This is a genomic window from Streptomyces europaeiscabiei, assembly GCF_036346855.1.
In the GTDB taxonomy this organism is placed as follows: domain Bacteria; phylum Actinomycetota; class Actinomycetes; order Streptomycetales; family Streptomycetaceae; genus Streptomyces; species Streptomyces europaeiscabiei.
Genome location: NZ_CP107841.1, coordinates 8,716,752 through 8,742,911, shown reverse-complemented (window position 1 = coordinate 8,742,911; position 26,160 = coordinate 8,716,752). Strand labels below are relative to the sequence as shown.

16 protein-coding genes are annotated in these 26,160 nt (G+C 71.2%); 11 read left to right on the top strand and 5 right to left on the bottom strand.

Features of this window, described 5'->3' with window-relative positions; genetic code table 11:
• Positions 1–32: 32 nt before the first annotated feature.
• The 3 genes from OG858_RS37960 to OG858_RS37950 form a co-directional block, all read right to left on the bottom strand.
• Positions 33–1,832: a sulfatase-like hydrolase/transferase gene (locus OG858_RS37960; RefSeq protein ID WP_319064094.1), complete on the bottom strand. Its 1,800-nt coding sequence runs from the start codon at positions 1,830–1,832 to the stop codon at positions 33–35.
• Between the two features lie 295 nt (positions 1,833–2,127).
• A complete protein-coding gene (locus OG858_RS37955; RefSeq protein WP_086752255.1) occupies positions 2,128–3,225 on the bottom strand; it encodes a serine hydrolase domain-containing protein in 1,098 nt (365 codons plus the stop codon).
• Positions 3,226–3,328: 103 nt separating this feature from the next.
• The gene (locus tag OG858_RS37950) at positions 3,329–4,630 is read right to left on the bottom strand and encodes an MFS transporter (RefSeq protein ID WP_319064095.1); all 1,302 of its coding nucleotides are present in this window, start codon (positions 4,628–4,630) and stop codon (positions 3,329–3,331) included.
• 55 nt (positions 4,631–4,685) lie between these two features.
• Here OG858_RS37950 and OG858_RS37945 point away from each other — a divergent pair, with 55 nt between their 5' ends.
• From OG858_RS37945 to OG858_RS37935, 3 genes are all read left to right on the top strand, one after another.
• Positions 4,686–5,696 (top strand): ArsR/SmtB family transcription factor, encoded by a 1,011-nt coding sequence (locus OG858_RS37945; protein ID WP_086752313.1) that lies wholly within the window; start codon positions 4,686–4,688, stop codon positions 5,694–5,696.
• A 322-nt stretch (positions 5,697–6,018) separates the two neighbouring features.
• Complete coding sequence (locus OG858_RS37940) at positions 6,019–8,262, top strand: serine/threonine-protein kinase (RefSeq protein WP_319064096.1); 2,244 nt, start codon at positions 6,019–6,021, stop codon at positions 8,260–8,262.
• 234 nt (positions 8,263–8,496) lie between these two features.
• Positions 8,497–9,885, top strand: coding sequence for a glycoside hydrolase family 16 protein (locus OG858_RS37935; protein WP_086752317.1), 1,389 nt, complete (start codon positions 8,497–8,499; stop codon positions 9,883–9,885).
• 422 nt (positions 9,886–10,307) lie between these two features.
• Here the strand turns inward: OG858_RS37935 and OG858_RS37930 are convergent, their stop codons facing one another.
• Positions 10,308–11,195: a helix-turn-helix domain-containing protein gene (locus OG858_RS37930; RefSeq protein ID WP_086747601.1), complete on the bottom strand. Its 888-nt coding sequence runs from the start codon at positions 11,193–11,195 to the stop codon at positions 10,308–10,310.
• A 137-nt stretch (positions 11,196–11,332) separates the two neighbouring features.
• On the opposite strand from OG858_RS37930, the gene tkt reads away from it, so the two are divergent.
• The 8 genes from tkt to OG858_RS37890 all read left to right on the top strand — a co-directional run bounded on the left by tkt (position 11,333) and on the right by OG858_RS37890 (position 24,310).
• Positions 11,333–13,384 (top strand): transketolase, encoded by a 2,052-nt coding sequence (gene tkt / locus OG858_RS37925; RefSeq protein ID WP_327745345.1) that lies wholly within the window; start codon positions 11,333–11,335, stop codon positions 13,382–13,384.
• A gap of 19 nt (positions 13,385–13,403) precedes the next feature.
• Complete coding sequence (gene tal, locus OG858_RS37920) at positions 13,404–14,585, top strand: transaldolase (protein ID WP_328543999.1); 1,182 nt, start codon at positions 13,404–13,406, stop codon at positions 14,583–14,585.
• The gene (gene zwf / locus OG858_RS37915) at positions 14,582–16,111 is read left to right on the top strand and encodes a glucose-6-phosphate dehydrogenase (RefSeq protein WP_328544000.1); all 1,530 of its coding nucleotides are present in this window, start codon (positions 14,582–14,584) and stop codon (positions 16,109–16,111) included. Before tal ends, zwf begins: the two co-directional genes overlap by 4 nt.
• Positions 16,108–17,070: a glucose-6-phosphate dehydrogenase assembly protein OpcA gene (gene opcA / locus OG858_RS37910; protein ID WP_086747603.1), complete on the top strand. Its 963-nt coding sequence runs from the start codon at positions 16,108–16,110 to the stop codon at positions 17,068–17,070. Before zwf ends, opcA begins: the two co-directional genes overlap by 4 nt.
• Positions 17,071–17,080: 10 nt before the next feature.
• On the top strand, positions 17,081–17,959 hold the full coding sequence (gene gnd / locus OG858_RS37905) for a phosphogluconate dehydrogenase (NAD(+)-dependent, decarboxylating) (RefSeq protein WP_037704676.1): 879 nt from the start codon (positions 17,081–17,083) through the stop codon (positions 17,957–17,959).
• Between the two features lie 272 nt (positions 17,960–18,231).
• Positions 18,232–21,204: a peroxidase family protein gene (locus OG858_RS37900; RefSeq protein WP_327748202.1), complete on the top strand. Its 2,973-nt coding sequence runs from the start codon at positions 18,232–18,234 to the stop codon at positions 21,202–21,204.
• Between the two features lie 63 nt (positions 21,205–21,267).
• The gene (locus tag OG858_RS37895) at positions 21,268–22,752 is read left to right on the top strand and encodes a hypothetical protein (protein ID WP_319064100.1); all 1,485 of its coding nucleotides are present in this window, start codon (positions 21,268–21,270) and stop codon (positions 22,750–22,752) included.
• An 82-nt stretch (positions 22,753–22,834) separates the two neighbouring features.
• Positions 22,835–24,310, top strand: coding sequence for a membrane-associated oxidoreductase (locus OG858_RS37890; protein ID WP_319064101.1), 1,476 nt, complete (start codon positions 22,835–22,837; stop codon positions 24,308–24,310).
• Positions 24,311–24,316: 6 nt separating this feature from the next.
• On the opposite strand, the gene OG858_RS37885 is transcribed toward OG858_RS37890, so the two are convergent.
• Entirely contained in the window at positions 24,317–26,110 is a 1,794-nt protein-coding gene (locus OG858_RS37885) for a bifunctional sugar phosphate isomerase/epimerase/4-hydroxyphenylpyruvate dioxygenase family protein (protein ID WP_086747607.1), read from the bottom strand.
• Positions 26,111–26,160 lie beyond the last annotated feature (50 nt).

The window sequence follows — 26,160 nt, the reverse complement described above, 5'->3', positions numbered from 1 at the left end:
GCGCGCGGCCGTTTCCTGAGCGAGGCGCGCGGCTATTTCCCGGCCAGGGCCTGCGCCGCGTACGTCACGACGGCACCCGCGTGTGTCGCCGTGCCACGGACCATAAACAGGACCTGGTCGGTGTCCGCGTCTGGGGTGACCTCCCAGCGGGCGGCGAACCGGCCGCCGGAGCGGATGCGGTCCGTGGTGACCGTGCCGAGGTCGCGCACCTGCCAGCCGCTGGGCGCGGTGAGGGCGAGGCGGGCCGCGGTCCAGGGGCGGGCGGAGCCGTTGGCGAAGGACGCGATGACCAGGAACTTCCCGTCTTCCGGCTGGACTTGGAGGGTGACGCCGTAGGGCTTGCGCCGGTAGTCGTCCACCCAGGAGGACCGCATCAGCCGTACCAGCGCGTCGGCCTGGGCGGGCCGCGCCGCCGCGAGGTCGTTCCGCTCACCGGGGTCCCTGGCGAGGTCGTACAGCTCGACCTCCCACCTCCCGTCGGGCGCCTTGCGGTTCTGGCCGGGCGCGAACCGCACCGCCTTGAGGTCTCCGCGCCGCACTGCCTCCGCCAGTCGCCGGGCCCGGCCCCGGTCGACCTGGTCGGCGCGCGAGGTGACACCGCTGTGGTTGCGGTAGAAGTACAGGTGGTCGTGGCGTGCCGCCTCGCCGTCACCGGCGCTCAGCAGCGGTGCCACGGAGAGCCCGTCGATGTCCGACGGGGCGGGCGCGCCCGCGAGTTCGGCGAGGGTGGGCAGCAGGTCGGTCAGCGGGGTCGGCCGGTCGGTGGTGCCGACCGGGACGCGCTGCGGGGACCAGGCGATGAGGGGGACGCGGATGCCGCCCTCGTACAGGTTGCGTTTGTAGCCGCGCAGCGGTCCGTTGCCGTCGAAGAGGTCGGGGTCGGTGCCGCCCTCCTCGTGCGGGCCGTTGTCGCTGGTGACGAGGACGACGGTGCGCCGGTCGATGCCGTGTGTCCGCAGCCGGTCCACGATGTTGCCGACGAGGGTGTCGAGGCCGGTGACCTGGGCCGCGTGCGCCTTGTTCGGCTGGGTCCAGGGCTCGTCGGCGTACGCCCCCAGCTGCGGGGCGCGGCTCGGGGCGTGCGGCACGGTCGGGGCGAGGAAGAGCAGGAACGGCTCGTCCTTGTGGGCGTCGACGAAGCCGAGCGCCCGGTCCTCGATGAGGTCGGGGGCGTAGGTCCTGCGGGCGCCGTCCCGGTTCTCGGGGATGTCCTGCTTCCTGCCGTTGTCCCAGAGGTAAGTCGGGTAGTACTCGTGCGCGTGCTTGTGCGTCAGATAGCCGTAGAACTGCTCGAAGCCACGGGAGTTGGGGTGGCTCGGCTGATCCGGCCGCTCGGGGCCGAAGCCCCATTTGCCGATGAGCGCGGTGCGGTAGCCGAGGGCGCGCAGCGCTTCGGCGAAGGTGAAGTCCTGCTCGGTGAGAGCGCCTTGGCCGCCCGGACCCCAGGGGTTCTCGCGAACGGTGGCATGGCCGCTGTGCAGTCCGGTGAGGAAGGAGCAGCGGGAGGGGGCGCAGACCGGGGCGGCGGCGTAGGCGTCGGTGAAGCGCAGTCCCTCCGCGGCCAGGGCGTCCAGGCGCGGGGTGTCGATCAGTTCCTGGCCGTAGGAACCGAGTTCGCCGTAGCCGAGGTCGTCGGCGAGGACGACCACGAAGTTCGGCCGCCGCGACGGGGTCCTGGCGGCGGGCACGACCGGCGCGGACGGGCGGCTCACCTGCGGAGCGGCGACCTCGCGCACCCCCGCCTTGCGTCCCTCGTGCTCGACACATCCGGCCGCCGCCCCGGTCGCGCCGACGGCGGCGGTCCCGGTGAGGAAGCGACGGCGGCTGGGCATGCGAACTCCTGGGCGATGACGGGCGGACGATCGTGATCCGATGGTGGACGGGTCCCCTGGAGCAACACCATGCACAGGGCATGAACATCGTGTGGCGGCAGGCCGGAGGAGGCCGCGGTCCTCACCTGTGCGCCCCCCGACCCTGGAGAGGGGGAAGGCGGGGTTCTGGTTCCACCGAGGACAGTTGATCTTGCCAGACACCCTTGCCACGCCTCGCACCGGCCCGGGGTTCCCGGGCCGGTGCGAGGCGTGCGGTCGTGTGGCCGGTGCGGTCAGCAGGAGTGCGCCGTCGGCTTCAGCCGGACAGGCCCTCGTAGACGGCCGCGAGGATCATGAAGGCCCGGTCGTCGCCGAGTCCTTCGTCGATCATCTGGTTCATCACGTACGCCACGGCCATCCGGGCGTCGAGGTCGACCAGGACGATCGAGCCGCCCCAGCCGGCCCAGAAACAGGTCCGGGGGTTGGGCAGTTGGCCGCCGTTGAGGCCGTAGCCCATGCCGTAGCGCATCGGTACGCCCAGGACACTGTCCGTGCCGTCGAACTGCTCCTCCAGGACCCGTTCGCACCCCTTCTCCGACAGCAGGCGCACACCGCGCGCCGCCCCGCCGCAGGCCAGCAGCGACTGCACGGCGGCGACCGAGCGGGCGTTGCCGTGACCGTTCGCGGCCGGGATCTCGGCGCGGCGCCAGGCGGTCGTGTTGGCGGTGCCGTCCGGTATGGCCGGGTTGGGCGGCGGGCCGCCCCGGGGCGAGGACGAGGGCGGCGCGATGATCGGCGCCACCCGGTGGTCGTGCTCGGCGGGGAGCCCGATGTGGAAGTCGGCGCCCAGCGGGCCCGTGACCTCCTCGGCGAGGAAGGTGCCCAGGCTGCGGCCGGTGACCCGGCGGACGATCTCCCCGAGCAGATACCCCTGGGTGACCGCGTGGTAGCCGGCCTCGGTACCGGGCTCCCAGGCCGGTGCCTGAGCGGCGAGCCGGGAGGTGACGGTCGGCCAGTCGTACAGGTCCTCCAGCGTCGTGGGTGCTTCGAAGCGGGGCAGGCCGGCCGTGTGCGCGAGCACATGCCTGACGCGTACGTCCTCCTTGCCCGCCGCGGCGAACTCGGGCCAGTACGTCGCCACCGGCGCGTCCAGGTCCAGTTCGCCCCGGTCGGCGAGCATCAGCACGCACAGCGCGGTCATCGTCTTGGTGGTGGACCACACATGGGTGAGGGTGTCCCGCTCCCACGGTGTGGTGCGGTCCGCGTCGGTGTATCCGCCCCAGAGGTCGACCACCGGCTCACCGTCCACGTACACGGCGACCGACGCCCCCACGTCCTTGTCGTCCAGCGAGGCCGCCAACGCCTCGCGCACCGCTGCGAACCGGTCCGTGCACGTGCCATAAGTCAACGCCATGAGGGGAAGGTAGCGGGGGCCCTCGGGCGGAGCCATCGAATAAACGGGGGCACCGACGAGGAAACGTTGCTGCGGATCTCACCGTCGATGCCCGGTCCGCGCGTCACGCCTCGGTGGCGGACGCCGCTGCCGCCGGGTGCTGTGGCGTGGCGGGCGGCGGAAGTTCGCGCAGCGTACGGACCGGGGAGCAGAAGACCGGGAGGAAGGCGCCGGCCAGGCAGATCGCGCCCGTCCAGACAGCCACGCGTACGCCCGCCACCTGACCGACGAGGCCACCGAGGGCGGAGCCGACGGCCAGTGCGCCGGTGAGCAGGAAGCGGAAGGTGGCGTTCATGCGGCCGAGCAGCGGGTCCGGGGTCAGGTGCTGGCGCAGGGTGACGCCGAGGACGTTGTCGATGCCCGTCTTCGTCATGACCACGAGCCATCCGGCGCCGGCCACCCACAGCCACGGCCCGGAGCCGATCAGCGCGACGGCGAGTGCGCCGGGCGCGAACCACAGGCCGGCCAGCCCCAGGGTGCGACCGTGGCCGAGGCGGGCGGCGAAGCGGCGCGCGAGACCTGCGCCGAGCAGGATGCCCACGCCGCCGGCGGCCCAGTACACCCCGAGTGCCCCGGCGGACAGGTGTGGATCCCGGGTGAACAGCACCGGCAGTACGGCGTTGATCATCTGTGCGCCGAGGTTGGTGAGCGTCGCGGTGAGGGCCAGCGCGAGCAGCTCCCGGCTGCCGAGGACGTGGCGCAGCCCCTCCGCGATCTCGGCCGACAGCCGTCGCCGACCGGCCCCCGCCACTCCTCCCTCCCCCGGCGTCGCGGGAGCGCGTCGTCGGACGATGCCGGTGAGGCCGACGGCGGAGACAAGGTAGGCGACGGCCCCGCCGACAATCGCCAGGGGGGCGGTGAGGAGCTGGACCAGAAAGCCGCCGGCACCGCGGCCCGCGATGTTGGCGCCGGCCATCAGGCTCACGACGGCCGTGTTGGCCCGCACCAGGCGCTCGCGGCCGACCAGTTCGGGCAGCACACTCTGCGAGCCGACGTCGAAGAACACCGTGGCACAGCCGTTCAGCAGCACCACCGCGTACAGCTGCGGCAGCGACAGAGTGCCCAGCCACCAGGCGACGGGGATCGAGGCGAACAGCATCGCGCGGGCGGCGTCGGCGGCCACCAGCACCCGGCGGCCGGGCAGACGGTCCAGCCAGGCGCCCGCGGGCAGGCCGATGACGAGGAAGGCGACGGTGGACAGCGCGGCCAGCGCACCGGCCTGGCCGGGACCCGCGTCGAGCGTGGTGACGGCGAGCAGCGGGATCGCCACGTAGCCGACGTTGCCGCCGAGGTGGCTGAGGGCGCCCGCGGCGAAGAGCACGCGGAAGTCGCGCGACCGCCACGGGGAATCGGGGACTTCGGTCATGCGCGCCACCGTGCGCGACCGCCGGCCTCGCACCTACTGATTTACCCTCGGCTGAATGATCGAGATCGAACTCGGTGTGGAGGACGTGGCCCGTACCCGCTTCGCGATCTCCCCGCTGTGGGAGGTGGTGGCCAGCGTCCGGGTGCTCAAGGGCGCGGACGGACAGGGCGTGCATCGCACCTGGGCCGAGCAGGTGCGCCCGCGGCTGGCGGCAGCGGACCTCGATCTGAGCCCGCTGTTCGACCTCGTCCCGGTACCGACCCGCTCACCCTGGGCCGGTCGCGTCCCGGGGTTTGTCTGTCCGCCGCCCACGACGCCGCTGCCGTCGCTGGAGGTGGAGCTGGCCACGGTCCGGGCCACCCCGCAGGCGCTGCTGCGCACGACGGCCGAAATACCGCCCCCACGGATGGCGGCGCTGCATGCCGACCCGGCCGCCGGACTGGGGCGGTTGGCCGAGGTGATCGAGGCGTACTGGGAGCTGGCTCTCGCACCGTACTGGTCGCGGATCCTCACCCTGCTGGAGGACGACATCCGCTACCGCGCCGGCCGTCTGGTCGAAGGCGGCGCCCAGCAGTTGTTCGCCGACCTCGACCCGCAGGTCACCTGGGCCGGGGGCAACCTGCGTCTGGAGCACCGCACCGTGCGCGGGGCACGCCGGCTCGACGGCCGTGGCCTGCTGCTGGTGCCGTCGGCCTTCGTGTGGCCGCGTGTGTTCTCCGTACTCGACGAGCCGTGGCAGCCTTCGCTGCGCTATCCGCCACGCGCCGTCGGCACGCTCTGGCACAAGCGGGCCGGGACCGGATCCGATGCCCTGGCGGGGGTACTGGGCCGCTCCCGCGCAACCCTTCTGACCGAACTGACCGCCCCCGCCTCGACCACCGACCTCGCCCGCCGTGCCGGACTGACTCCCGGTGGCGTCTCCCAGCACCTGACGGCCCTGCGCACCGCCGGTCTGGTCAGCGCCCACCGGGCGGGCCGAGAGGTGCTGTACGCCCGCACCCGGGCCGGCGAGACCGTCGTGGAGGCCGCGGGCGCGGGGCCCCCGCCGTCCACGGCTCCTGCGTGAACCGCTCACACGACACGAATCGCACGGCACGAAGGGCGCGGCACGAAGGGCGCGGCGACGCCTCGGTGCCGGACCGTCAGTTCCGCGACGGCTCGCCGCTCGGCACGTCGTGATCGTGAAGAACCCGGGCGGGCGGACCTTCGACGCGTCCGACGGCCTCAACGGCCGGAAGCCGGTCCTGGGCCGGCCGGAAGGACGGGAGCGCGCTCCGAACCGCACCGCGGCCTCGCACGGCGCTCCGGCGCCCCTGGTCCGGCGGCCCCGCACCCATCCCCTAGGCTGATCGGCGGCAGCTGCCGTACGGATGAGAACGTGGTGGGAAATGCCGCTGAAGGACGACGATCCCACCGTCATAGACGGATACGTCCTGGAGGACCGGCTCGGCGCGGGTGGCATGGGGGTCGTCTATCGTGCCCGGTCCGCGTCGGGGCGGCTGGTCGCGATCAAGCTGGTGCACGCCCAGTACTGCGACGACGAGGAGTTCCGGTCCCGGTTCCGGCAGGAGGTCGCGGCGGCGCGGCGGGTGAGCGGGGCGTTCACCACCCCCGTGGTGGACGCCGACCCGGAGGCGGCCCGGCCGTGGATGGCGACGCTGTACGTGCCGGGGCCGACCCTCTCCGATCTGGTCCGCGAGGAGGGTCCGCTGAGCGGGGCCGGCATGCGGGGCCTCGCGCTCGGGCTGGTCGAGGCACTGCGGGACATCCACCGGGCGGGAGTCGTGCACCGGGACCTGAAACCGGCGAACGTCCTCATGGCCGAGGACGGCCCGCGGGTCATCGACTTCGGCATCTCGCGTGCCGCTGACAACCTGCAGCTCACCGTGACCGGCCGGGTGATCGGCACGCCGCCGTTCATGTCACCGGAGCAGCTGCGCTCGCCGAGGGACGTCTCCGCCGCGTCGGACGTGTTCTCGCTGGGCTCACTGCTGGTGTACGCGGCCAGTGGGCACAGCCCGTTCAAGGCGGAGAGCCCCTATCTGGCGGGCTACCAGGTCATGTTCGAGGCACCGAAACTGGACGCGGTGCCCGAGCCGTTGCGGAGCATCGCCGGACGATGCCTGGACAAGGACCCGACGGCCCGGCCGGACCTCTCCGAACTGCACCGCCTGTTCCTGGAGTTGCCGGTCTCGCCCGGAGCCGGCCCCGCCGCCACCGGGACCGCGCCCGTGCCGCTCGACCGGCCGACGGACCACGGGCGCACAGAAGGGGGACAGGCGCACGCCAGGACGGCCACCGGCCGGCCGGAGGACGACCGGCCGGCGGACGGACGCCCCGCGAAGCGCCGCGCCAAACGGCAGGTGTTCCTCATCGGCCTCGGCGCCGCCCTCACCGTCACCGCGCTGAGCGCCGCACTGCTCGGGTACGCGGGGTTCGAGGACAGCTCGACGCCGTCCGCCCCCGACACCGCCGTCGACTACCGTTCCGTGTCCCTGCCCAAGGGCTGGCAGCCGTGGCGTACACCACTGCGGAACGACCACGGCTTCCCTTCCGAGTACCTCGCGACCGGCTACAAGGAACCGGGGTGCCTGACGGACGGAACGGACCTGTACTGCGGCGGTACGGGCTTCGTCGTCGCGAAGGTGGACGCCGGCACCGGCCGCATGGGCTGGCGGCACGGCACCCTGCCCCAGACCTCGCACCCCGTCGGCGTGCGGGACGGCCTGGTGTACGCCTACTCAGAACCCGACACCACCCGACGGCGCCTGGTGGCCCTGGACACCCGGACCGGGAAGCAGCGGTGGGCCCGGAACATCAGCGCCAGCGAACCGGCCTACCTCCATGACGGCGGCATCCTCACCCTCGCGCCCGACCACCAGGAGCTGATCGCCTACTCCACGGCGGGCAAGGAGCTGTGGCGGTCGTCCGTGCCCGGCGAAGTGAGCTGCGTCCCCTCGGTGCTCGGCGGCGACCCGTACGAACTGTGCTGGACGGGCGACGAATTCCTCGACACCAGGCCGTTCGAGCTCGTACGGCTCGATCCGGACAACGGCACACGGCGGGAGCTCGCCGCGCTGCCCGAGAAGTCGCTCGCCCTGGGCACCGTCGACGGTCGGCCGCTGTTCCTGAAGGCGGAGACCACCGAGGAGGTGTACCAGGCCGGGTACGAGCGGCCGTACAACGCGTTCCTGCGAGTGGACCCGGACACCGGGAAGACCGACCGGATCGCGCTGGAACGGGCGCTGCGCGGCTCGGCGAGGCTGGTGGACGGGGTCGTGTACTTCGTGCGGACCAACGGGTCGGTCACCGCCGTGTCGGCGACGAGCGGCAAGGAGCTGTGGGAACGCGCCACGGACATGGAGAACCTGTCCGCTCCGGTGGTGTCGACGGCCCGCGACGAGATCTACTTCGCCAACCGGTTCGGCCGACTGCTGGCCCTGGACAGAGCCACGGGCGGCGAGTTGTGGCGTACGGACGCGCTCGACGACCCGGGGGACATCGCGGCGGAGGCGCCGCCCGGAGTGCTGCTCGTGGACGACGCGATCGTGGCGGTGGCCGGGGACACGGCGCTCTCGGTGAACCCGGACGAGCCGAAGGCCCGGCCGTCCGCGTCCGCCGCCGGGGACTGACTCACCGTCCCCTCTTCCCCTCACCCGCCCGGTCCGTGACCGCCCGACATCGGCCGATCTTCACCTGGTGAACTCGCCCCTCCCGCACGGACTTTCTCCGCTTTAACTCTTGACGGCCGCAGCGCCGGAGCGCACATTGACCGCACGCTCTTCTTGAGAGCGCTCTCAGGACGGGACTCCACGGAGCGCTCCCCCCACCCGCGCATTTCACTCCGTACACCCGAAGAGGCCGCTATGAGTGAAACCTCCGGCATACCCATCAGACGCCGCCGCCCGCTCAGGCGCGCGTTCCTCGCCATGGCCGGCGCGTTGGCGCTGGCCACGGCCTGGGCGACGACCGCGCAGGGAGCCGCCCCCGCACCGCCCGCCGGCTGGACCCAGGTCTTCGTCGACGACTTCAACGGCACCGCCGGCACCGGCGTCAACACCTCCAACTGGCAGTACGCAACTGGGACTTCGTACCCGGGTGGCCCCGCCAACTGGGGCACCGGCGAGGTGGAGACGATGACGAACAGCACCGCCAACGTCTCCCTCGACGGCAGCGGCAACCTGCGCATCACCCCGGTCCGCGACTCGGCGGGCAGGTGGACCTCGGGCCGGATCGAGACCAACCGCACCGACTTCCAGCCCCCGGCGGGCGGCAAGCTGCGGGTCGAGTCCCGGATCCAGATGCCGAACGTCACCGGAACGGCCGCCGAGGGCTACTGGCCGGCGTTCTGGATGCTGGGCGCCCCCTACCGGGGCAACTACCAGAACTGGCCCAGCGTCGGCGAACTGGACATCATGGAGAACGTCCAGGGCCGCAACCAGGTCTGGGCCACGATCCACTGCGGCACCAACCCCGGCGGCCCGTGCAACGAGACGACCGGCATCGGCAACTCCACGGCCTGCCCCAACACGACCTGCCAGTCCGGCTTCCACACGTACACCATGGAGTGGGACCGCTCGGTGACCCCCGAGACGATCCGGTTCTCCGTCGACGGCACCCAGTTCCATTCGGTCAACGCGAACCAGGTGGACGCGACCACCTGGTCCAACGCCACCAACCACGGCTTCTTCATCATCCTGAACGTGGCGATGGGCGGCGCCTTCCCGGACGCGTTCGGCGGCGGCCTGGACGGCGACACCCGGTCCGGTGTCCCGATGGTCGTCGACTACGTGCAGGTGCTGTCGGCCGGCGGAGGCACCACCACACCGCCGCCGACGGGCACCCGTGACGCGTACAGCGCCATCCAGGCCGAGTCGTACAACAGCCAGAGCGGCACCCTCACCGAGACCACGACCGACACCGGCGGCGGCCAGAACATCGGCTCCCTGGCCAACGGCGACTGGGCGCTGTTCCAGAACGTCAACTTCGGCTCCACGGCGGCCACCCAGTTCATCGCCCGGGTCGCCTCCGGCGCCAACACCGGGGTGAGCGGTCTGGTCGAGGTCAGACTCGACAGCCGGACGAGCGCACCGGTCGCCAACTTCTCGATCGCCAACACCGGTGGCTGGCAGTCCTGGCGGACGGTGCCCATGAACATGAGCCAGGTCACCGGCACCCATGACGTCTATCTGACCTTCACGAGCGGGCAGTCGCAGGACTTCGTGAACGTGAACTGGTTCAACTTCGGCCGCTGAGCGGCGCGTCGGCACATCCCCGAGGGGTTTCGCGCACGAGCGCGGAGCCCCTCGGGCACGTTCACGCCGGTCGTCGGTGTTCACCCCTGATGGGCCACCGCCCGCACGTCGGCCGTCGGCCGTGGGCGTTCACCCCCGACGGGTCACCGCGCACGCCGACCACCCGCTTTCACCCCCGACGGGTCACCGCTCGCACGCCAACCACCCACGTCCACCCCCGACAGCACCGCTCGCACGCCAACCACCCACGTCCACCCCCGACAGCACCGCTCGCACGCCAACCACCCACGTCCACCCCCGGACAGCACCGCTCGCACGCCGGCCGCCCACTTCACCCCCGACAGCACCGCTCGCACGCCGGCCGCCCACTTCACCCCCGACAGCACCGCTCGCACGCCGGCCCCCGCGTTCACCCCGGAGGGTCACCGCATCTCCGCCCGGAACGCTACCGGCGTTGCCCCGGCGTGCAGTTGGAAGAACTTGGAGAAGTTGGCCGCGTCGGGGAAGCCGACGGCCACGCCGACCCGGCCGATCGGCAGATCCGTGTGGGCCAGCAGCCGTTTCGCCTCGAGGACGACCCGCTTGTCGATGAAGCCCTTGGGTGTCTCGCCGGTCGCGGCGCGGACCGCGCGGACGAGGGTGCGGCGGGAGTAACCGAGGGCGTCGGCGTACGCGCTGACGCTGTGGTTGCCGGCGAAGTCCCGCTCGACGGCGTCCCGGAAGCGGGTGAAGGTGGTGTCGCCGGGCCGGCGCTCCGCCTCCGCCGAACTGGCGGCGAGATGGGCGAGGCGCAGCAGGAAGGCCGTCAGGGAGTGCCGCAGTACGGCGGTGTGGAGGCTGAGCGGCAGCGTGGCGGTGTCGACGTACTCGCGTTCGAGCTGGGCCGACGAGGCGCGCAGCCCCGCCAGTTGGGCCTCGTCGGGGCGGAGCAGCGGCGGCAGGTCGTAGCGGTAGAGGCCCGTCGCCTCGACGCTCGCGCGGGGCAGGAAGCCCGGTTGCATGGTGAGGACGGTCCCGCGGTACTCGCTCACGCGTGAGAATCGATGCACCTGCCCCGGACGGATCCACAACACGTCGCCCGCGCCCACCTCGTACCCGGTGAAGTCGATCATGTGGTGCACCGGGCCGCCGTCGAACAGCATCACCACATGGAAGTCGATGCGGTGGACCCCTTCCACGGGTGTGTCCGCGCGCCAGGGGCCGCCGCCGTCCATCGGGCCGATCTGCATGCCGACACCGGAGAGGCTGCGGTCGACGGGGAACGGGAAGGTCTTGATCCGGTCGCCGTCCGGGAAGTCTCTGTCCGTCATGTCCTCGCCGCCGCGTCGTCGTCGGTGTCCCAGTTTCACCGAAGGCTGGCACACCACGACCTTCCCCAACAAAGGTCAGACTTTTACTTTTGAACACGTCAGAGCAGTTCCGCCGTCTCATCGAGGACTTCTTGAACATGAACTGGACAGAACTCGACCGGCGCGCCGTCGACACCGCCCGTCTGCTGGCCGCCGACGCCGTGCAGAAGGTCGGCAACGGGCACCCGGGAACGGCGATGAGCCTCGCGCCCGCCGCGTACACGCTCTTTCAGAAGGTGATGCGTCACGATCCGGCCGATCCCGAGTGGACGGGCCGCGACCGCTTCGTCCTCTCCCCCGGCCACACCTCGCTGACCCTCTACACCCAGCTCTTCCTCGCCGGGTACGAACTGGAGCTGGACGACCTCAAGGCGTTCCGGACGCACGGTTCGAAGACGCCGGGCCACCCCGAGTACGGCCACACCGCCGGGGTGGAGACCACGACCGGCCCACTGGGCCAGGGCGCCGCCAACGCCGTCGGCATGGCGATGGCCGCCCGCTACGAACGCGGCCTGTTCGACCCGGACGCCCCCGAGGGAGCGTCCCCGTTCGACCACACCGTCTGGGCCATCGTCTCCGACGGTGACCTGGAGGAGGGTATCTCCGCCGAGGCCTCGTCGCTGGCGGGCCATCAGAAGCTCGGCAACCTCGTCTTCCTGTACGACGACAACCACATCTCCATCGAGGGCGACACGGCCACCGCGTTCTCCGAGGACGTGCTGAAGCGGTACGAGGCGTACGGCTGGCACGTACAGCGGATCGAGCCCGCCTTCAACGGCAACGTCGACGTGCACGCCCTGTACGACGCGCTGCTGGCCGCGCGGGAGGAGACATCCCGACCCTCGATCATCGCGATGCGCACGATCATCGCCTGGCCGGCTCCGGGCGCGCAGAACACCGAGGCCGCGCACGGCTCGGCGCTGGGCGAGGCCGAGGTCGCGGCCACCAAGCGGGTTCTCGGCTTCGACGCGGGCAAGACCTTCGACGTCGCCGACGACGTGCTCGCCCACACCCGCCGGGCCCTCGACCGGGGCGCGGAGACGCACGCCGCCTGGGACAAGCGGATCGCCGAGTGGCGCACCGCCCGGCCCGAGCGGGCCCGGCTCTTCGACCGGGTGGTCGCGGGCCGGCTGCCCGAGGGCTGGGAACAGGCACTGCCCGTCTTCGAGGAGGGCACCCCGGTGGCGACCCGGGCCGCGTCCGGCAAGGTGCTCCAGGCGCTCGGCGCGGTGATCCCGGAGCTGTGGGGCGGCTCGGCCGACCTGGCCGGTTCGAACAACACGACGATCGACAAGACGTCGTCCTTCCTCCCGGCGGACAACCCGCTCCCGGAGGCCGACCCGTACGGCCGCACCATCCACTTCGGCATCCGCGAGCACTCCATGGCCGCGGCGATGAACGGCATCGCGCTGCACGGCAACACCCGTGTCTACGGCGGCACGTTCCTGGTGTTCTCCGACTACATGCGCAACGCCGTGCGCCTGTCCGCGCTGATGCAGCTCCCCGTGACGTACGTCTGGACGCACGACTCCATCGGTCTGGGCGAGGACGGCCCGACGCACCAGCCGGTCGAGCACCTGGCCTCCCTGCGGGCCATTCCTGGCCTGAACATCGTCCGCCCGGCCGACGCCAACGAGACGACGATCGCCTGGGCCGAGATCCTCAGGCGCCACGCCACCGACCCGGCGCCGCACGGGCTGGCGCTCACCCGCCAGGGCGTGCCGACGTACGCGCCCAACTCCGAGGCGGCGAAGGGAGGTTATGTGCTCCAGGAGTCCTCGACCGCGACTCCTGAGACGATCCTGATCGCCACCGGCTCGGAGGTGCAACTGGCCGTCGCCGCGCGGGAGCGGCTGGAGGCGGAGGGGGTCGGGACACGGGTGGTGTCGATGCCGTCGGTGGAGTGGTTCGAGGAACAGCCGCGCGAATACCGCGAGAGCGTGCTGCCGCCGTCCGTGAAGGCCCGCGTGGCGGTCGAGGCGGGGATCGGTCTGACCTGGTACCGCTACGTCGGTGACCACGGCCGCATCGTCTCCCTCGAACACTTCGGCGCTTCCGCCGACGCGAAGACCCTGTTCGCCGAGTACGGCTTCACCCCCGAGAACGTCGTCACCGCCGCGAGGGAATCACTCGTCGCCGTCCGCGGTTGATGCGAGCGCCTGAAGGAAGATGATCATTGTGACCACCGAAGCGACCGTGGCGAGCACCGTCACGGATCCCCTGCGGCGCCTCTCCGACGAAGGCGTCTCCGTCTGGCTCGACGACCTCTCCCGCGAACGCGTCACCTCCGGCAACCTCGCGAAGCTCGTCGAGAAGCAGCACGTCGTCGGCGTGACCACCAACCCGTCCGTCTTCCGGGCCGCCATCGGCTCGGGAGAGGGCTACGAGGACCAGCTCGCCGACCTCGCCGTGCGCGGGGTGACGGTCGACGAGGCCGTACGGATGTTGACGACCGCCGACGTACGCGCCGCCGCCGACGTCCTGCGCCCGGTGTACGACGCGACGGCGGGACGGGACGGCCGGGTCTCCATCGAGGTCGACCCCCGGCTGGCCCACGACACCGCGGCGACGGTCGCCGAGGCCAAGCAGCTCGCCTGGCTCGTCGACCGCCCCAACGTGATGATCAAGATCCCGGCGACGAAGGCGGGCCTCCCGGCGATCACCGAGGTCATCGGGCTCGGCATCAGCGTCAACGTCACCCTGATCTTCTCGCTGGAGCGCCACTACGAGGTGATGCACGCCTATCTGGCGGGCCTGGAGAAGGCGCGGGCCGCGGGCCTCGACCTGTCCGCCATCCACTCCGTCGCCTCCTTCTTCGTCTCCCGCGTCGACACCGAGATCGACAAGCGGCTGACCCTGCTCGGCACGGCCGAGGCGCTCGCCCTCAGGGGCCGCGCCGCGCTCGCCAACGCTCGGCTCGCCCACGAGGCGTACGAGGAGGTGTTCGGCGGGGCCGACGGTTGCGCTCACCCCGGCGGACGCTGGACCGCCCTCGCCGGGGCCCGCGCCAACAAGCAGCGCCCGCTGTGGGCCTCGACCGGCGTGAAGGACCCGGCGTACAGGGACACCCGGTACGTGGACGGGCTGGTCGCGCCCGGCACCGTCAACACGATGCCTCAGGCCACGCTCGACGCCGTCGCGGACCGTGGCGTCATCCGCGGGAACACGGTGAGCGGTGGATACGCGCAGGCCCGCGCCGACCTCGCGGCGGTGGAGGCGCTCGGCGTCTCCTACGAGGAGGTCGTGGGTCTACTGGAGAACGAGGGCGTCGCCACGTTCGAGGCGGCGTGGCAGGACCTGTTGGACGTGGTGGCGAAGTCCTTGAACAGCAAGGGAGTTGATGGGGAATGACCGACGAGTGGCTCAACCCGCTCCGGGACGCGGACGACCGCCGGCTCCCCCGGATCGCGGGCCCGTCCGGGCTCGTCATCTTCGGGGTGACCGGTGACCTGTCCCGCAAGAAGCTGATGCCGGCCGTGTACGACCTGGCCAACCGGGGTCTGCTGCCGCCGGGCTTCTCGCTCGTGGGGTTCGCGCGCCGGGACTGGGAGGACGAGGACTTCGCGCAGATCGTGCACGACGCGGTCCGCGAGCACGCCCGCACCGAGTTCCGTGAGGAGGTCTGGCAGCAGCTCTCTGAGGGGATGAGGTTCATCCCGGGCGACTTCGGCGACGACGAGGCGTTCAAGCGGCTCCGCGAGGCCGTCGAGGAACTGGACGGCTCCCGGGGCACGGGCGGCAACTTCGCGTTCTATCTCTCCGTGCCGCCGAAGATGTTCCCGAAGGTCGTCAAGCAGCTCAAGAAGCACGGGCTGGCCGGCCCGCCCGCGGGGTCCTGGCGGCGCGCGGTCATCGAGAAGCCGTTCGGCCACGACCTGGCCAGCGCCCGCGAGCTGAACGCGGTCCTGCACGAGGTGTTCGACCCCGAGCAGGTCTTCCGGATCGACCACTACCTCGGCAAGGAGACCGTCCAGAACATCCTGGCGCTCCGCTTCGCCAACCAGATGTACGAGCCCATCTGGAACCGGAGTTACGTCGACCACGTGCAGATCACGATGGCCGAGGACATCGGCATCGGCGGTCGCGCCGGGTACTACGACGGCATCGGCTCGGCCCGTGACGTCATCCAGAACCACCTGCTCCAACTGCTGGCCCTGACCGTCATGGAGGAACCGGCGGCGTTCGACGCCGAGTCGCTGCTGGCCGAGAAGCTGAAGGCGCTCAAGGCCGTGCGGCTGCCGGAGGACCTGGGCCGGCACACCGTGCGCGGCCAGTACGCGGCCGGCTGGCAGGGCGGCGAGCAGGTGCCCGGCTATCTGGAGGAGGAGGGCATCGCCCGGTCCTCGACGACGGACACGTACGCGGCGGTGAAGGTGGGCATCGACAACCGCCGCTGGGCGGGCGTCCCCTTCTATCTGCGGACGGGCAAGCGCCTCGGCCGCCGGGTGACGGAGATCGCGGTGGTCTTCCAGCGCGCCCCGCACTCCCCGTTCGACTCCACCGCCACCGAGGAACTGGGGCAGAACGCGATCGTCATCCGGGTGCAGCCGGACGAGGGGATGACCGTGCGCTTCGGTTCGAAGGTGCCGGGTACCTCGATGGAGATCCGGGACGTCACCATGGACTTCGCGTACGGCGAGTCGTTCACCGAGTCCAGCCCGGAGGCGTACGAACGGCTGATCCTGGATGTGCTGCTCGGCGACGCCAACCTCTTCCCCCGCCATCAGGAGGTGGAGGAGTCCTGGAAGATTCTCGACCCGATCGAGGAGTACTGGGCCAAGCACGGCAGGCCCGCGCAGTACGCCTCGGGCAGTTGGGGCCCCGAGGAAGCGGACGAGATGCTCGCACGAGACGGACGGAGCTGGCGCAGGCCATGAAATTCGACCTGACGGACACCACGGCAAGCAAGATCAACAAGGCCCTGGTGAAGGGCCGCAGGGCCATCGGCACGCCCGCCGTGGGCATGGTCCTCACGATGGTGATCGTGACGGACGAGGAGAACGCGTACGACTCGATCAAGGCGGCCGAGGAGGCCTCGCACGAGCACCCCTCGCGCACCCTGGTCGTCATCAAGCGGCACGCCCGCACCCCGAAGGACCGCACCAAGTCGCACCTGGACGCCGAGGTACGGGTCGGCGCCGACGCCGGCACCGGCGAGACGGTCGTGCTGCGGACGTACGGCGAGGTGTCCGACCACGCCGACTCCGTGGTCCTGCCGCTGCTGCTGCCCGACGCGCCGGTGGTGGTGTGGTGGCCGGTGGACGCGCCGCAGCACCCGGCGAAGGACCCGCTGGGCGCGCTCGCCCAACGCCGGATCACCGACATGTACGCCGTGGAGAACCCTCTCGCCGCCCTGGAGCAGCGGGGCTCCTCCTACACCCCCGGCGACACCGACCTCGCCTGGACCCGGCTGACGCCGTGGCGTTCGATGCTGGCGGCCGCCCTCGACCAGGCCAAGGAGACCATCACCACGGCGGCCGTGGAGAGCGAGGCCGACAACCCGAGCGCCGAACTGCTGGCCCGCTGGCTGGAGGCCCGTCTCGGCGTGTCCGTCGAGCGGGTCCTGACCGCCGGGCCGGTCGTGACGGGTGTGCGCCTCGGCACCGCGAAGGGCGAGATCGTCATCGACCGCCCCGAGGGCCCGCTCGCCACGCTCACCCTGCCGGGCCAGCCGTCCCGCACCCTCGCCCTGAAGGTGCGCCCCACCTCCGAGCTGATCGCAGAGGAGCTGCGGCGCCTCGACGCCGACGAGATGTACGCCGTAGCCCTGCGCGGCGGCGAGAACACCGGCAAGACCCTTCGCAACGTTCGTGACACTCAGGGAGAAGTGAACTGACATGGCAGCCATGCAGCTGGGCCTGATCGGTCTCGGCAAGATGGGCGGCAACATGCGCGAGCGGATCCGCCGCGCGGGCCACACCGTCGTCGGCTACGACCGCAACCCCGACGTCTCCGACGTGGGCAGCCTGGCCGAACTGGTCGAGCGCCTCGACGGCCCGCGCACGGTGTGGGTGATGGTGCCCGCAGGCGGCGCCACCCAGTCCGTCGTCGACGAACTGGCGGAGCTGCTGTCGCCCGGCGACACGGTCGTCGACGGCGGCAACTCCCGCTGGACGGACGACGAGAAGCACGCGGCCGAGCTGGGCGCGAAGGGCATCGGCTTCGTCGACGCGGGTGTCTCCGGGGGCGTGTGGGGGCTGGAGAACGGCTACGCCCTGATGGTCGGCGGCGACAAGGAGCATGTCGAGCGGCTCCAGCCGATCTTCGAGGCGCTCAAGCCGGAGGGGCCGTACGGCTACGTCCACGCCGGCAAGGTGGGTGCCGGGCACTTCTCCAAGATGGTCCACAACGGCATCGAGTACGCCATGATGCAGGCGTACGCCGAGGGCTGGGAGCTGCTGGAGAAGGTCGATTCGGTGACGGACGTCCGCGAGGTGTTCCGCTCCTGGCAGGACGGAACCGTCATCCGCTCCTGGCTGCTGGACCTCGCCGTCAACGCGCTCGACCAGGACGAGCACCTGGAGAAGCTGCGCGGTTACGCCGAGGACTCCGGTGAGGGACGGTGGACGGTCGAGGCCGCCATCGACCACGCGGTACCGCTGCCGGCGATCACCGCGTCCCTGTTCACGCGCTTCGCGTCACGCCAGGACGACTCCCCGCAGATGAAGATGATCGCAGCGCTGCGGAACCAGTTCGGGGGCCACGCGGTCGAGTCGAAGAAGTAGGCGAAGAAGTAGGCGACGAGACAGGCGCGGCCCCTTCGGTACGTGACAGGTCACGCGGTTCCCCGCGTCCCTTCGGGGGCGCGGGGAACTTTCGTTCCACCGTCCGAACCCGCCGCGACGTGACGGAATGCGATATTCACCCGCATTACTATCAGATGTGTACATGGCGTGAACTGTCGCTGCGGCCGGAACCCCGCCGCCGGTAGCGTGCGGCCCCTGTCCCGTATGCACGTCGCATGCATCCCGTATGCCTTTGTACGAAGGAAACGCAGATGGCCGAGACCGGGCAGCACGATCAGCGCTACGAGCGGTACGACGGTGGCAGCCCCGAGGCCGAGCGGCTCGTGTTCGAGCGGTTGGCGCGGGAGCTGATGGCGGTCCAGGTCAGGAACCGGCGGGCCGGAGGCGGTGACATCGCGCGTGCGTTCCACGCGAAGGCCCCGTTGGGCGTGGAGAACGCGCGGCTGCGGTTCCACGACGATCTGCCGGTGGCGCTGCGCGTCGGGTTCGCGCAGCCCGGCGCCGACTATCCGGCGGTGGTCCGGCTGTCCAACGCGAGCGGCATCCGGCAGGGCGACGGCTCACCGGACCTGCGGGGCGCGGCGGTGCGGATACAGGTGACGGACGGGGTGAGCCATGACCTGCTGGCCACCAACCACCCCGTGTCGCACGCGAGCGACGCGCGGGAGTTCGTGGCGTTCGCCAAGGCCATGGCGGGGGCCCGGAGTCCGCTGCGCAAGGCGCTCGGGCTGTTCGTGAAACTACCGCTCGCGGTGGGGCCGGCGACGGCCACGCGGATGCGGCGCAACGTGCAGGACGCCACCCGGCGGAGTGTCGACTCCCTCGCCAACGAGACCTATTGGAGTCGTGGGGCCGTGCTGTGGGGCGAGGCCGGGCCGGTGCGGTATCTGTTGCGCCCCGCGCCCGGTACGCCGGCCGCCGCCGAGCCCGATCGCCGGGACCCGGACTTCCTGCACCGCGAACTGGCGCGGCGGCTGGGCCGGGCGGACGTCGCGTTCGACCTGTGTGTGCAGCGGTACGTGGACGAGCGGCGCACACCGATCGAGGACGCGGCGGTGGAGTGGAAGGACGCGGTGGCACCGGCGGTGCCGATCGCCCGGCTGACCGTCCCCGCCCAGGAACTGGACGGTGCCGAGGCGCGGGCGGCCGCGCGGCGGGTCGAGGATCTGACCTTCAACCCCTGGTACACGACCGATGAGTTCCGGCCATTGGGCAATATCAACCGGGCGCGGAAGGCGGGGTACCGGGCGAGTGGCGCACACCGTCTCGGGCTGCGCTTCGTCACCGCGGAACCCTTGCGCAACCGGGTGCTCGGCCGTCCCGTGGGTGCCGTCCTCGGGCTGCTGAACCGTGCCGTGCCGTGGCACCGGCTGCCGTTGTCGCTGAGCCTGCTGAACCTGATGTTCCTGCGGAAGGTGCTGCGCAGGAGGAATCTGATCGACACCGAGGTGCGTGAGGCGCCGCCGAAGGCCCGGCCCGCGCCGGAGCCGGTCCCCGAGCGGCTGCGCACGGAGCGGTCGTACGACGGGACGTACAACGATCTGTCGGAGCCGGCGATGGGTGCCGTGGGGGCCGCCTTCGGGCGGAACCTGAAGCCGGACTACCGGCCGGATCTCTTCGACACGCCGAACCCGGTCACGGTCAGCAGGCAGCTGCTGTACCGGGAGAGCTTCGTGCCGGCGACCTCGCTCAATGTGCTGGCGGCGGCGTGGATCCAGTTCCAGGTGCACGACTGGGTGAACCACCGGCGGTACAGGACCGGTGACCGCAGTGTGGAGGTGCCGCTGCCGCCCGGCTTCGACGGCGACTGGCGGAACGTGCCGGGCGGGCCGACGGAGCGGGTGATGCGGTTCGCGGAGAACGAGGGCATCGAGGCGCCCGGCCGCCCGCCGATCCTGTTCGCCAACTCCGCCTCGCACTGGTGGGACGGCTCCGAGGTGTACGGCGAGAACGAGCGGACCGCGCGCTTCCTGCGCGAGCCGGGCGGGGGCGCGGGACTCCGCCTGGAGGACGGCCATCTGCCGGGCGGGGCGAACGGCGTCCCGCTCACCGGGTTCAACGAGAGCTGGTGGATGGGGCTCAGCGCTATGCACACGCTGTTCGCCCGGGAGCACAACGCGGTGTGCGACGCACTGCGCGCCGAGTACCCGTCGATGAGCGAGGAGAAGATCCACCACACGGCCCGGCTCGTGGTGTCCGCGCTGATCGCGAAGATCCACACCGTGGAGTGGACACCGGCGATCCTCGCCACCGAGGCGATCGATCTCGCGCTGCACACCAACTGGTCGGGCCCGCCCAGGAACTGGCTCAACCAGCTGGGCCTGTGGCTGTTCGAGGCGCACTCGCTGACCGGCATCCCGAAGACGCTGCCGGACCATCACGCTGCGCCGTACTCGCTGACAGAGGACTTCACGACCGTCTACCGCATGCATCCGCTGATCCCGGACGACTACGAGCTGCGGGAGCACCAGTTCGGGCGGCGGCTGGAGACGGTGGGCTTCTCGGACATCCAGGGCGGGGCGGCCGAGTCGCAGATCCGCAAGACGGGCCTCGCGAACTCGCTGTACTCCTTCGGCATCGCCCATCCCGGCGCGATCACGCTGCACAACTTCCCGCGCTCGCTGCAGCGCTTCGAGCGTGACGGGGAGATCATCGACCTGTCCGTCGTCGACCTCGTCCGCACGCGTCGGCGCGGGGTGCCGCGCTACAACGACTTCCGGGCCGGGCTCCACAGGGGACGCATCCGTTCCTTCGAGGAGCTGACCGAGAACCCTCGGACGCTGGCACGGCTGAAGGACGTCTACCGCGACGTCGACGAGGTCGACACGGTGGTCGGCCTGTTCGCGGAGAACCCGCCGGAGGGCTTCGGGTTCAGCGACACCGCGTTCCGCATCTTCATCCTGATGGCCAGCCGACGGCTGCAGAGCGACCGGTTCCTGACCGTCGACTACCGGCCGGAGGTCTACACACCGCTCGGCATCGACTGGGTCGAGAAGGGCGGCATGAACTCCGTGATCCTGCGCCACTGCCCGGAGCTGGCTCCGCTGCTGCCGCGCGACGCGAGCGCGTTCGCGCCCTGGCGGACGGTGCGGGAGACCGGCAACGGCGGTACGAGCGACAGCGGTACGAACAACGGCGGTACGAACGACACCGGTACGAACAACGGCGGTACGAACAACGCCGGTACGAACAACGGCGGTACGAACAACGGCGGTTCACCATGACGCCGTGACACACGACCCGGGGTGTGGCACGCCCCGGGTCCGAACCACAACGGGGGAAATCGCATGACGTTCACCGACAACCACTCCGAGCTGCCCGGAACAGGGGAGCTGTCCACGACAGCCGGGGCCGGGGAGCAGCCGACAGTACGGGAGGCTCCGTCCGGCGTCGCCGGTGCCACCACCCACCCGGGGCTCGCCGACCTCTTCGGGCGCCCACTGCTGCGGACCGTGTGGCGCCGCCGTACGCACCGGGTGAGCCGTGGCGCCAAGGTGTCCGCCGGGACCATGACCTACACGTCCCGCAACGCGGTGCAGCCCCTGACCGAGCTGGAGGAGGCGGTGCTGATCGCGATCACCGGCACCACGGGGCTCACCATGCCCGACCGGCCCTTCGAGGACCCGGACAACGGCACGCCCATCATGTCCAAGCCCAACCTGACGATGGCGGGCCGCACCGCCGGGAGCCCGGACAACGCGCAGGGCACCCACTTCTTCCTCGTGAACGACTCCGGCACGTACTTCCTGCGCAGGCTGAAGCCGGCACCGGACGAGCCCTTCGACGCCGAGACCCTGGTCACGCGGGCACACGAGGCGAAGGTGAAGGTCCTGGACCACCGCCTCGACGTCGCGCCGGGCAAGCGGGACTTCCCGGCGTACCTGGACTCGAACCGCTTCCTGTCCAACCTGCCCGGAACGACGTTGCTGTTCCCGGTGGTCGACCTCTCCCACCAGTACGTGAACGCGCTGATGTATCTGCTCACCCAGCCGGACGGCGCCCGCCCCACCCTCGTGGACGACCGCAACTTCTACCGTCCCGCCGGGGTGAGGAAGTGGGTGAAGAACGGCTTCCTCAACGGGGATCTGAAGCTGCCCCTCGGCGCCCTCGGCCCGATGCGCACCCAGATAGAGGCGGATCTGCTGCTGCAGAACCTGATGCTCACGGCCGAGGCGATGGGCCTGGGCGCCTGGATCCACGCCACCATCAACCCGCAGATCGCCCTCGGCGACCCGAAGTTCTCCCGCACGTACGGCAGAATGCTCGGCTTCGACTTCGTCACTCCGCGCTGGCGGCCCGCCGACATCTGGCGCTGGCACATCCCGCTGCCGAAGTACGCCGCTGTGCGCTCGCACCCGGTCCGGCTGCCCGCCCCCGACGGCGGCGCCCCACTGATCGCCGCCGCGTGCCCGCCGATGTTCGGGAGCATGTCGGAGGCCGTGGACACCATCATCCAGGAGAAGTTCGGCCGCGACGGCGTCTACACCGACCGGGACGTCTTCGCCCGGATCTACCGGGAGGACTACGGGCAGCGCTATCTCACCGAGGCCAGTGAGTACGAGGAGCGGGTGATCGACTGCGCCCGCGACATCTGCGAGTACATCCACCGCACGCACGGCCGCTTCCCGGCCCACACGGACGCGATCCATGTCCCGGGCGTGTGGCTCCAGGTCCATCACGTGGAGAACGAGTACTACGAAAAGTTCTTCACGAACGGTCTCACGGACGCGCACCGCGCCCACGACGAGGCCTGGGCTCACCAGCGGCGGTGACATCGGCCGGGGTCCGGCCGGAACGCGCGGCCGGATCGCGGTTGTTGACAGGTACGAGCGTTCCGGGTGAGAGTCCCGGGTGATGATGATCAACGATCTGACGGCGGCCGAGCGGCGGGTGTGGGAGGCCTTTCCGCTGGGCGCGGCGGTGGACTTCAGGGCCCTGGCCCTCGGGACCGCCGAGGACGAGAACGCGGCGGACGGCGCCGGATGGGGCCCCGAACGGACCGTACGGGCCCGGGTGCTCCGGGCGTTGCTGCTCACCGCTCCCCAGCAGGAGGGCGAGGTCGCCGCGCTCAAGATCGAGGGCGCCCGGATCACCGGCAGACTGGAACTGAAGTACGCGGCGGTCGACAGCGTCGTACGGCTGAGCGGCTGCCACTTCGACGAGGTCCCCGACTTCTCGGGCGCGCAGTTCACCTACCTCAACCTGACCGGGTCCGTGCTTCCCGGGCTGCGTTCGGCGCGGGTGCGGGTGGACGGCGGGCTGCGGTTGTCGGGGTGCCGGTTCCGGGGTCCGGTGAGGCTCACCGGGGCACAGATCTCCGGGACCCTGTTCATGGAGAGGGCCGAGTTCACCGCGTCGGGCGACGAGCCCGCGCTGCGGCTCAACCAGGCGGAGATCGGTGAGGAATTGTGCGCTCCCGGGCTGCGCGCGGACGGCGAGGTCCGGCTCGGCGGTGCCCATGTCGCCGGCGCGCTCGACCTGAAGCGGGCCCGGCTGCACCGGCCCGGCGGCACCGCTCTCAGCGCGGAGGCGCTCGTCACCGAGTCCGATGTGGTGCTGCGGCACGCGGACGTACGCGGCCGGGTCGAGTTGCGGGGTGCCCGGGTGGGCGGCTGGCTGGAGCTGTCGTACGCCAGGCTGTCGAACCCCGGGGGTACGGCGCTGCGGGTGAGCAGCTGCGTCATCAGCGAACTCTGGCTGCGCAAGGGACCTCCGATGGAGGGTGACCTCAATATGCGCCGCGCCCAGATAGAAGTGCTGTTCGTGGAACCGGACATGCTGCCGGACAAGGTCCTCCTGAACAGTCTCACCTACACCTCCCTCATCCCGCACGAGCCCGCGCAGCGAAGGCTGCCCATGCTGGAGCGGGACGGGGAGGCCTATCTGCCGTACTCCTACGAGCAGTTGACCGCCGCGTACCGCAGGATCGGCGACGAGGACGCCGCCCGGCGCGTCCAACTCGCCAAGCAGCGACGCCATCGCGACACGCTCCGCTGGTACGGGCGGCTCTGGGGCTACGCCCAGGACGCCGCCGTCGGCTACGGCTTCCGCCCGCTGCGCGCGGCCGTCTGGCTGCTGTCGCTGATGGCGGTGGGCTCGGTGACGTACGCCGTGCAACCACCGAGCCCGCTGAAGGCGGACGAGGCCCCGCCCTTCAACGCGGTCGTCTACACCCTCGACCTGCTTCTCCCGATCATCGACTTCGGACAGGAGCGGGCCTACGCGCCCGAGGGCGGGTCGCAGTGGCTGTCGTACGTCCTCGTCATCACCGGCTGGATTCTGGCGACGACGGTCGTCACGGGTGTGACGCGTACCGTCAGCCGCCAGTAACTTCTCTTACCTGGCCGGTCGTTGGACGTGCTGGGCGGCAAGGCGCACGGACGCGTTCTGCGCGCCGTAACCCTGGTACCCGCCGTCCCGCTGGACGAGTTCGAAGAAGACGCGGCCGACGGTCTCGGTGTAGCAGTGACGGAACTCGCCGTGCGTTTCGTCGCGGTCGTAGAGGACACCGAGTTCGCGGTACGTCTCCAGCTCGCCGTCGGCGAACTCGAACCGTGCGGCCAGGTCGTCGTAGTAGTTCGCGGGGACGGCCAGCAGCCGGCCCCCGGCCGCGCGGAAGGCACGGGCCGCGGCGACGACGTCGTCCGTGGCGAGGGCGATGTGCTGGGCGCGGGCGGTGTCGTCGGTCGGGGCGGGGCCGACGCTGAGGGCGATCCGGACGGTGCCGCCTTCGTTGGTCACCGGCCGACTGCGGAACAGGCCGTAGGGGTCGGCGACATCGACGCTGTCGCTGGCGTGGAGGCCCAGCACCGTGCGGTGGAAGAGGGCCGCCTCGTCGAACTGGTGCCAGGGCTGGGTCAGGGCGAGATGGTCGACGCGGTGGACGTGGCCGGCGGCCTCCGGGTGTTCCACGGGCCGGAAGTCCCCGGTCCAGCTGGGGAGTTCGGGGCGGTCCGTCGCACAGAGGAAGAGTTTCGTCCCGTCGGGCGCTGCCACCGCGTCCAGCGGCGCGTCCTCGGCGGCCCGGCGCCGCGGCAGCACCGGCGCGAGCAGCGCCTCGGCGCGGCGGACGGCGCCGGCCGGGTCCGGTGACTCCAGTCCGATCGCGGCGAGCTGGGTGCCGTCGCGCCGCGCGGCCGGCCCGGTGTTGACGAGCACGCGTGCCTCACCCTGCTGCCACAGGTCCACCGGCTTGCTCCGGTGCCGGGCGGTCCGGGCGAAGCCGAGCGCACCGAGCAGCGCGCCCACCGGTTCGGCGTCGGGCGTGACCAGTTCGGCGAAGGCGACACCCGTGGGTACCACCCGCTTAGGCAGCGTGGCGATGCCCGCCGCCTCCTGGAGCATCAGCAGCGAGCGGTGGGCGTCGACGGCGGTGGGGCCCGCCTCGGCCTGCCGGAATACGTCGTTGAACACCTCCAGCGACAGCGGCCCGTCGTAACCGGCCGCCATGACGTGCTCGACCAGCCCCGTGACGTCGAAGCCGCCCTGCCCCGGGAAGCACCGGTAGTGCCGGCTCCACTGCAGCACGTCCATCGCCATCAGCGGCGCGTCGGCGAGCTGGAGGAAGAAGATCCTCTCGCCGGGGATGTCCTCGATGCCCTTGGGATCGGAGCCCCGGGCCAGGATGTGGAAGCTGTCCAGACAGGTCCCGAGCGCCGGATGGCCGGCCGCCTCCACGATGCGCCACGCATGGTCGTACGTACTGACGTGCCGCCCCCAGGCCAATGCCTCGTACGCGACCCGGATGCCGAACTCCTCGGCCAGACAGGCCAGTCGGTGCAGGTGGGACGCGGCGAGCGCGTCGTCGTCCTCGGCGAGCGGATGCACGCTGGAGCAGACGAGCACCGTGTCGCAGCCGAGCCGCCCCATCACCTCGAACTTGTGCCGGGCACGCCGCAGATTCCGCTCGAACACCTCCGCCGGCACGGCCTCGATGTCCCGCATCGGCTGGTAGAGGTCGACGCTCAGCCCCAGATCCGCACAGCGGGCCCGCACCTCCTCGGGCGCGAGCGGACTGGCGAGCAGATCGTTCTCGAAGATCTCCACCCCGTCGAAGCCGGCCCGCGCGGCGGCGGTGAGCTTCTCGGTGAGGGACCCGCTGAGGGAGACGGTGGCGATGGATGTACGCATATGGAGCTCCTTCAAGACTTGCCGAGCCCTACAAGGGGCGCGGGGAACTG

Excerpts from the sequence above, each read along its gene's own strand:
- OG858_RS37960 (WP_319064094.1), bottom strand. The coding sequence starts at position 1,832 with ATGCCCAGCCGCCGTCGCTTCCTCACCGGGACCGCCGCCGTCGGCGCG.
- OG858_RS37955 (WP_086752255.1), bottom strand. The coding sequence starts at position 3,225 with ATGGCGTTGACTTATGGCACGTGCACGGACCGGTTCGCAGCGGTGCGC.
- OG858_RS37950 (WP_319064095.1), bottom strand. The coding sequence starts at position 4,630 with ATGACCGAAGTCCCCGATTCCCCGTGGCGGTCGCGCGACTTCCGCGTG.
- OG858_RS37945 (WP_086752313.1), top strand. The coding sequence starts at position 4,686 with ATGATCGAGATCGAACTCGGTGTGGAGGACGTGGCCCGTACCCGCTTC.
- OG858_RS37940 (WP_319064096.1), top strand. The coding sequence starts at position 6,019 with ATGCCGCTGAAGGACGACGATCCCACCGTCATAGACGGATACGTCCTG.
- OG858_RS37935 (WP_086752317.1), top strand. The coding sequence starts at position 8,497 with ATGAGTGAAACCTCCGGCATACCCATCAGACGCCGCCGCCCGCTCAGG.
- OG858_RS37930 (WP_086747601.1), bottom strand. The coding sequence starts at position 11,195 with ATGACGGACAGAGACTTCCCGGACGGCGACCGGATCAAGACCTTCCCG.
- tkt (WP_327745345.1), top strand. The coding sequence starts at position 11,333 with ATGAACTGGACAGAACTCGACCGGCGCGCCGTCGACACCGCCCGTCTG.
- tal (WP_328543999.1), top strand. The coding sequence starts at position 13,404 with ATGATCATTGTGACCACCGAAGCGACCGTGGCGAGCACCGTCACGGAT.
- zwf (WP_328544000.1), top strand. The coding sequence starts at position 14,582 with ATGACCGACGAGTGGCTCAACCCGCTCCGGGACGCGGACGACCGCCGG.
- opcA (WP_086747603.1), top strand. The coding sequence starts at position 16,108 with ATGAAATTCGACCTGACGGACACCACGGCAAGCAAGATCAACAAGGCC.
- gnd (WP_037704676.1), top strand. The coding sequence starts at position 17,081 with ATGCAGCTGGGCCTGATCGGTCTCGGCAAGATGGGCGGCAACATGCGC.
- OG858_RS37900 (WP_327748202.1), top strand. The coding sequence starts at position 18,232 with ATGGCCGAGACCGGGCAGCACGATCAGCGCTACGAGCGGTACGACGGT.
- OG858_RS37895 (WP_319064100.1), top strand. The coding sequence starts at position 21,268 with ATGACGTTCACCGACAACCACTCCGAGCTGCCCGGAACAGGGGAGCTG.
- OG858_RS37890 (WP_319064101.1), top strand. The coding sequence starts at position 22,835 with ATGATGATCAACGATCTGACGGCGGCCGAGCGGCGGGTGTGGGAGGCC.
- OG858_RS37885 (WP_086747607.1), bottom strand. The coding sequence starts at position 26,110 with ATGCGTACATCCATCGCCACCGTCTCCCTCAGCGGGTCCCTCACCGAG.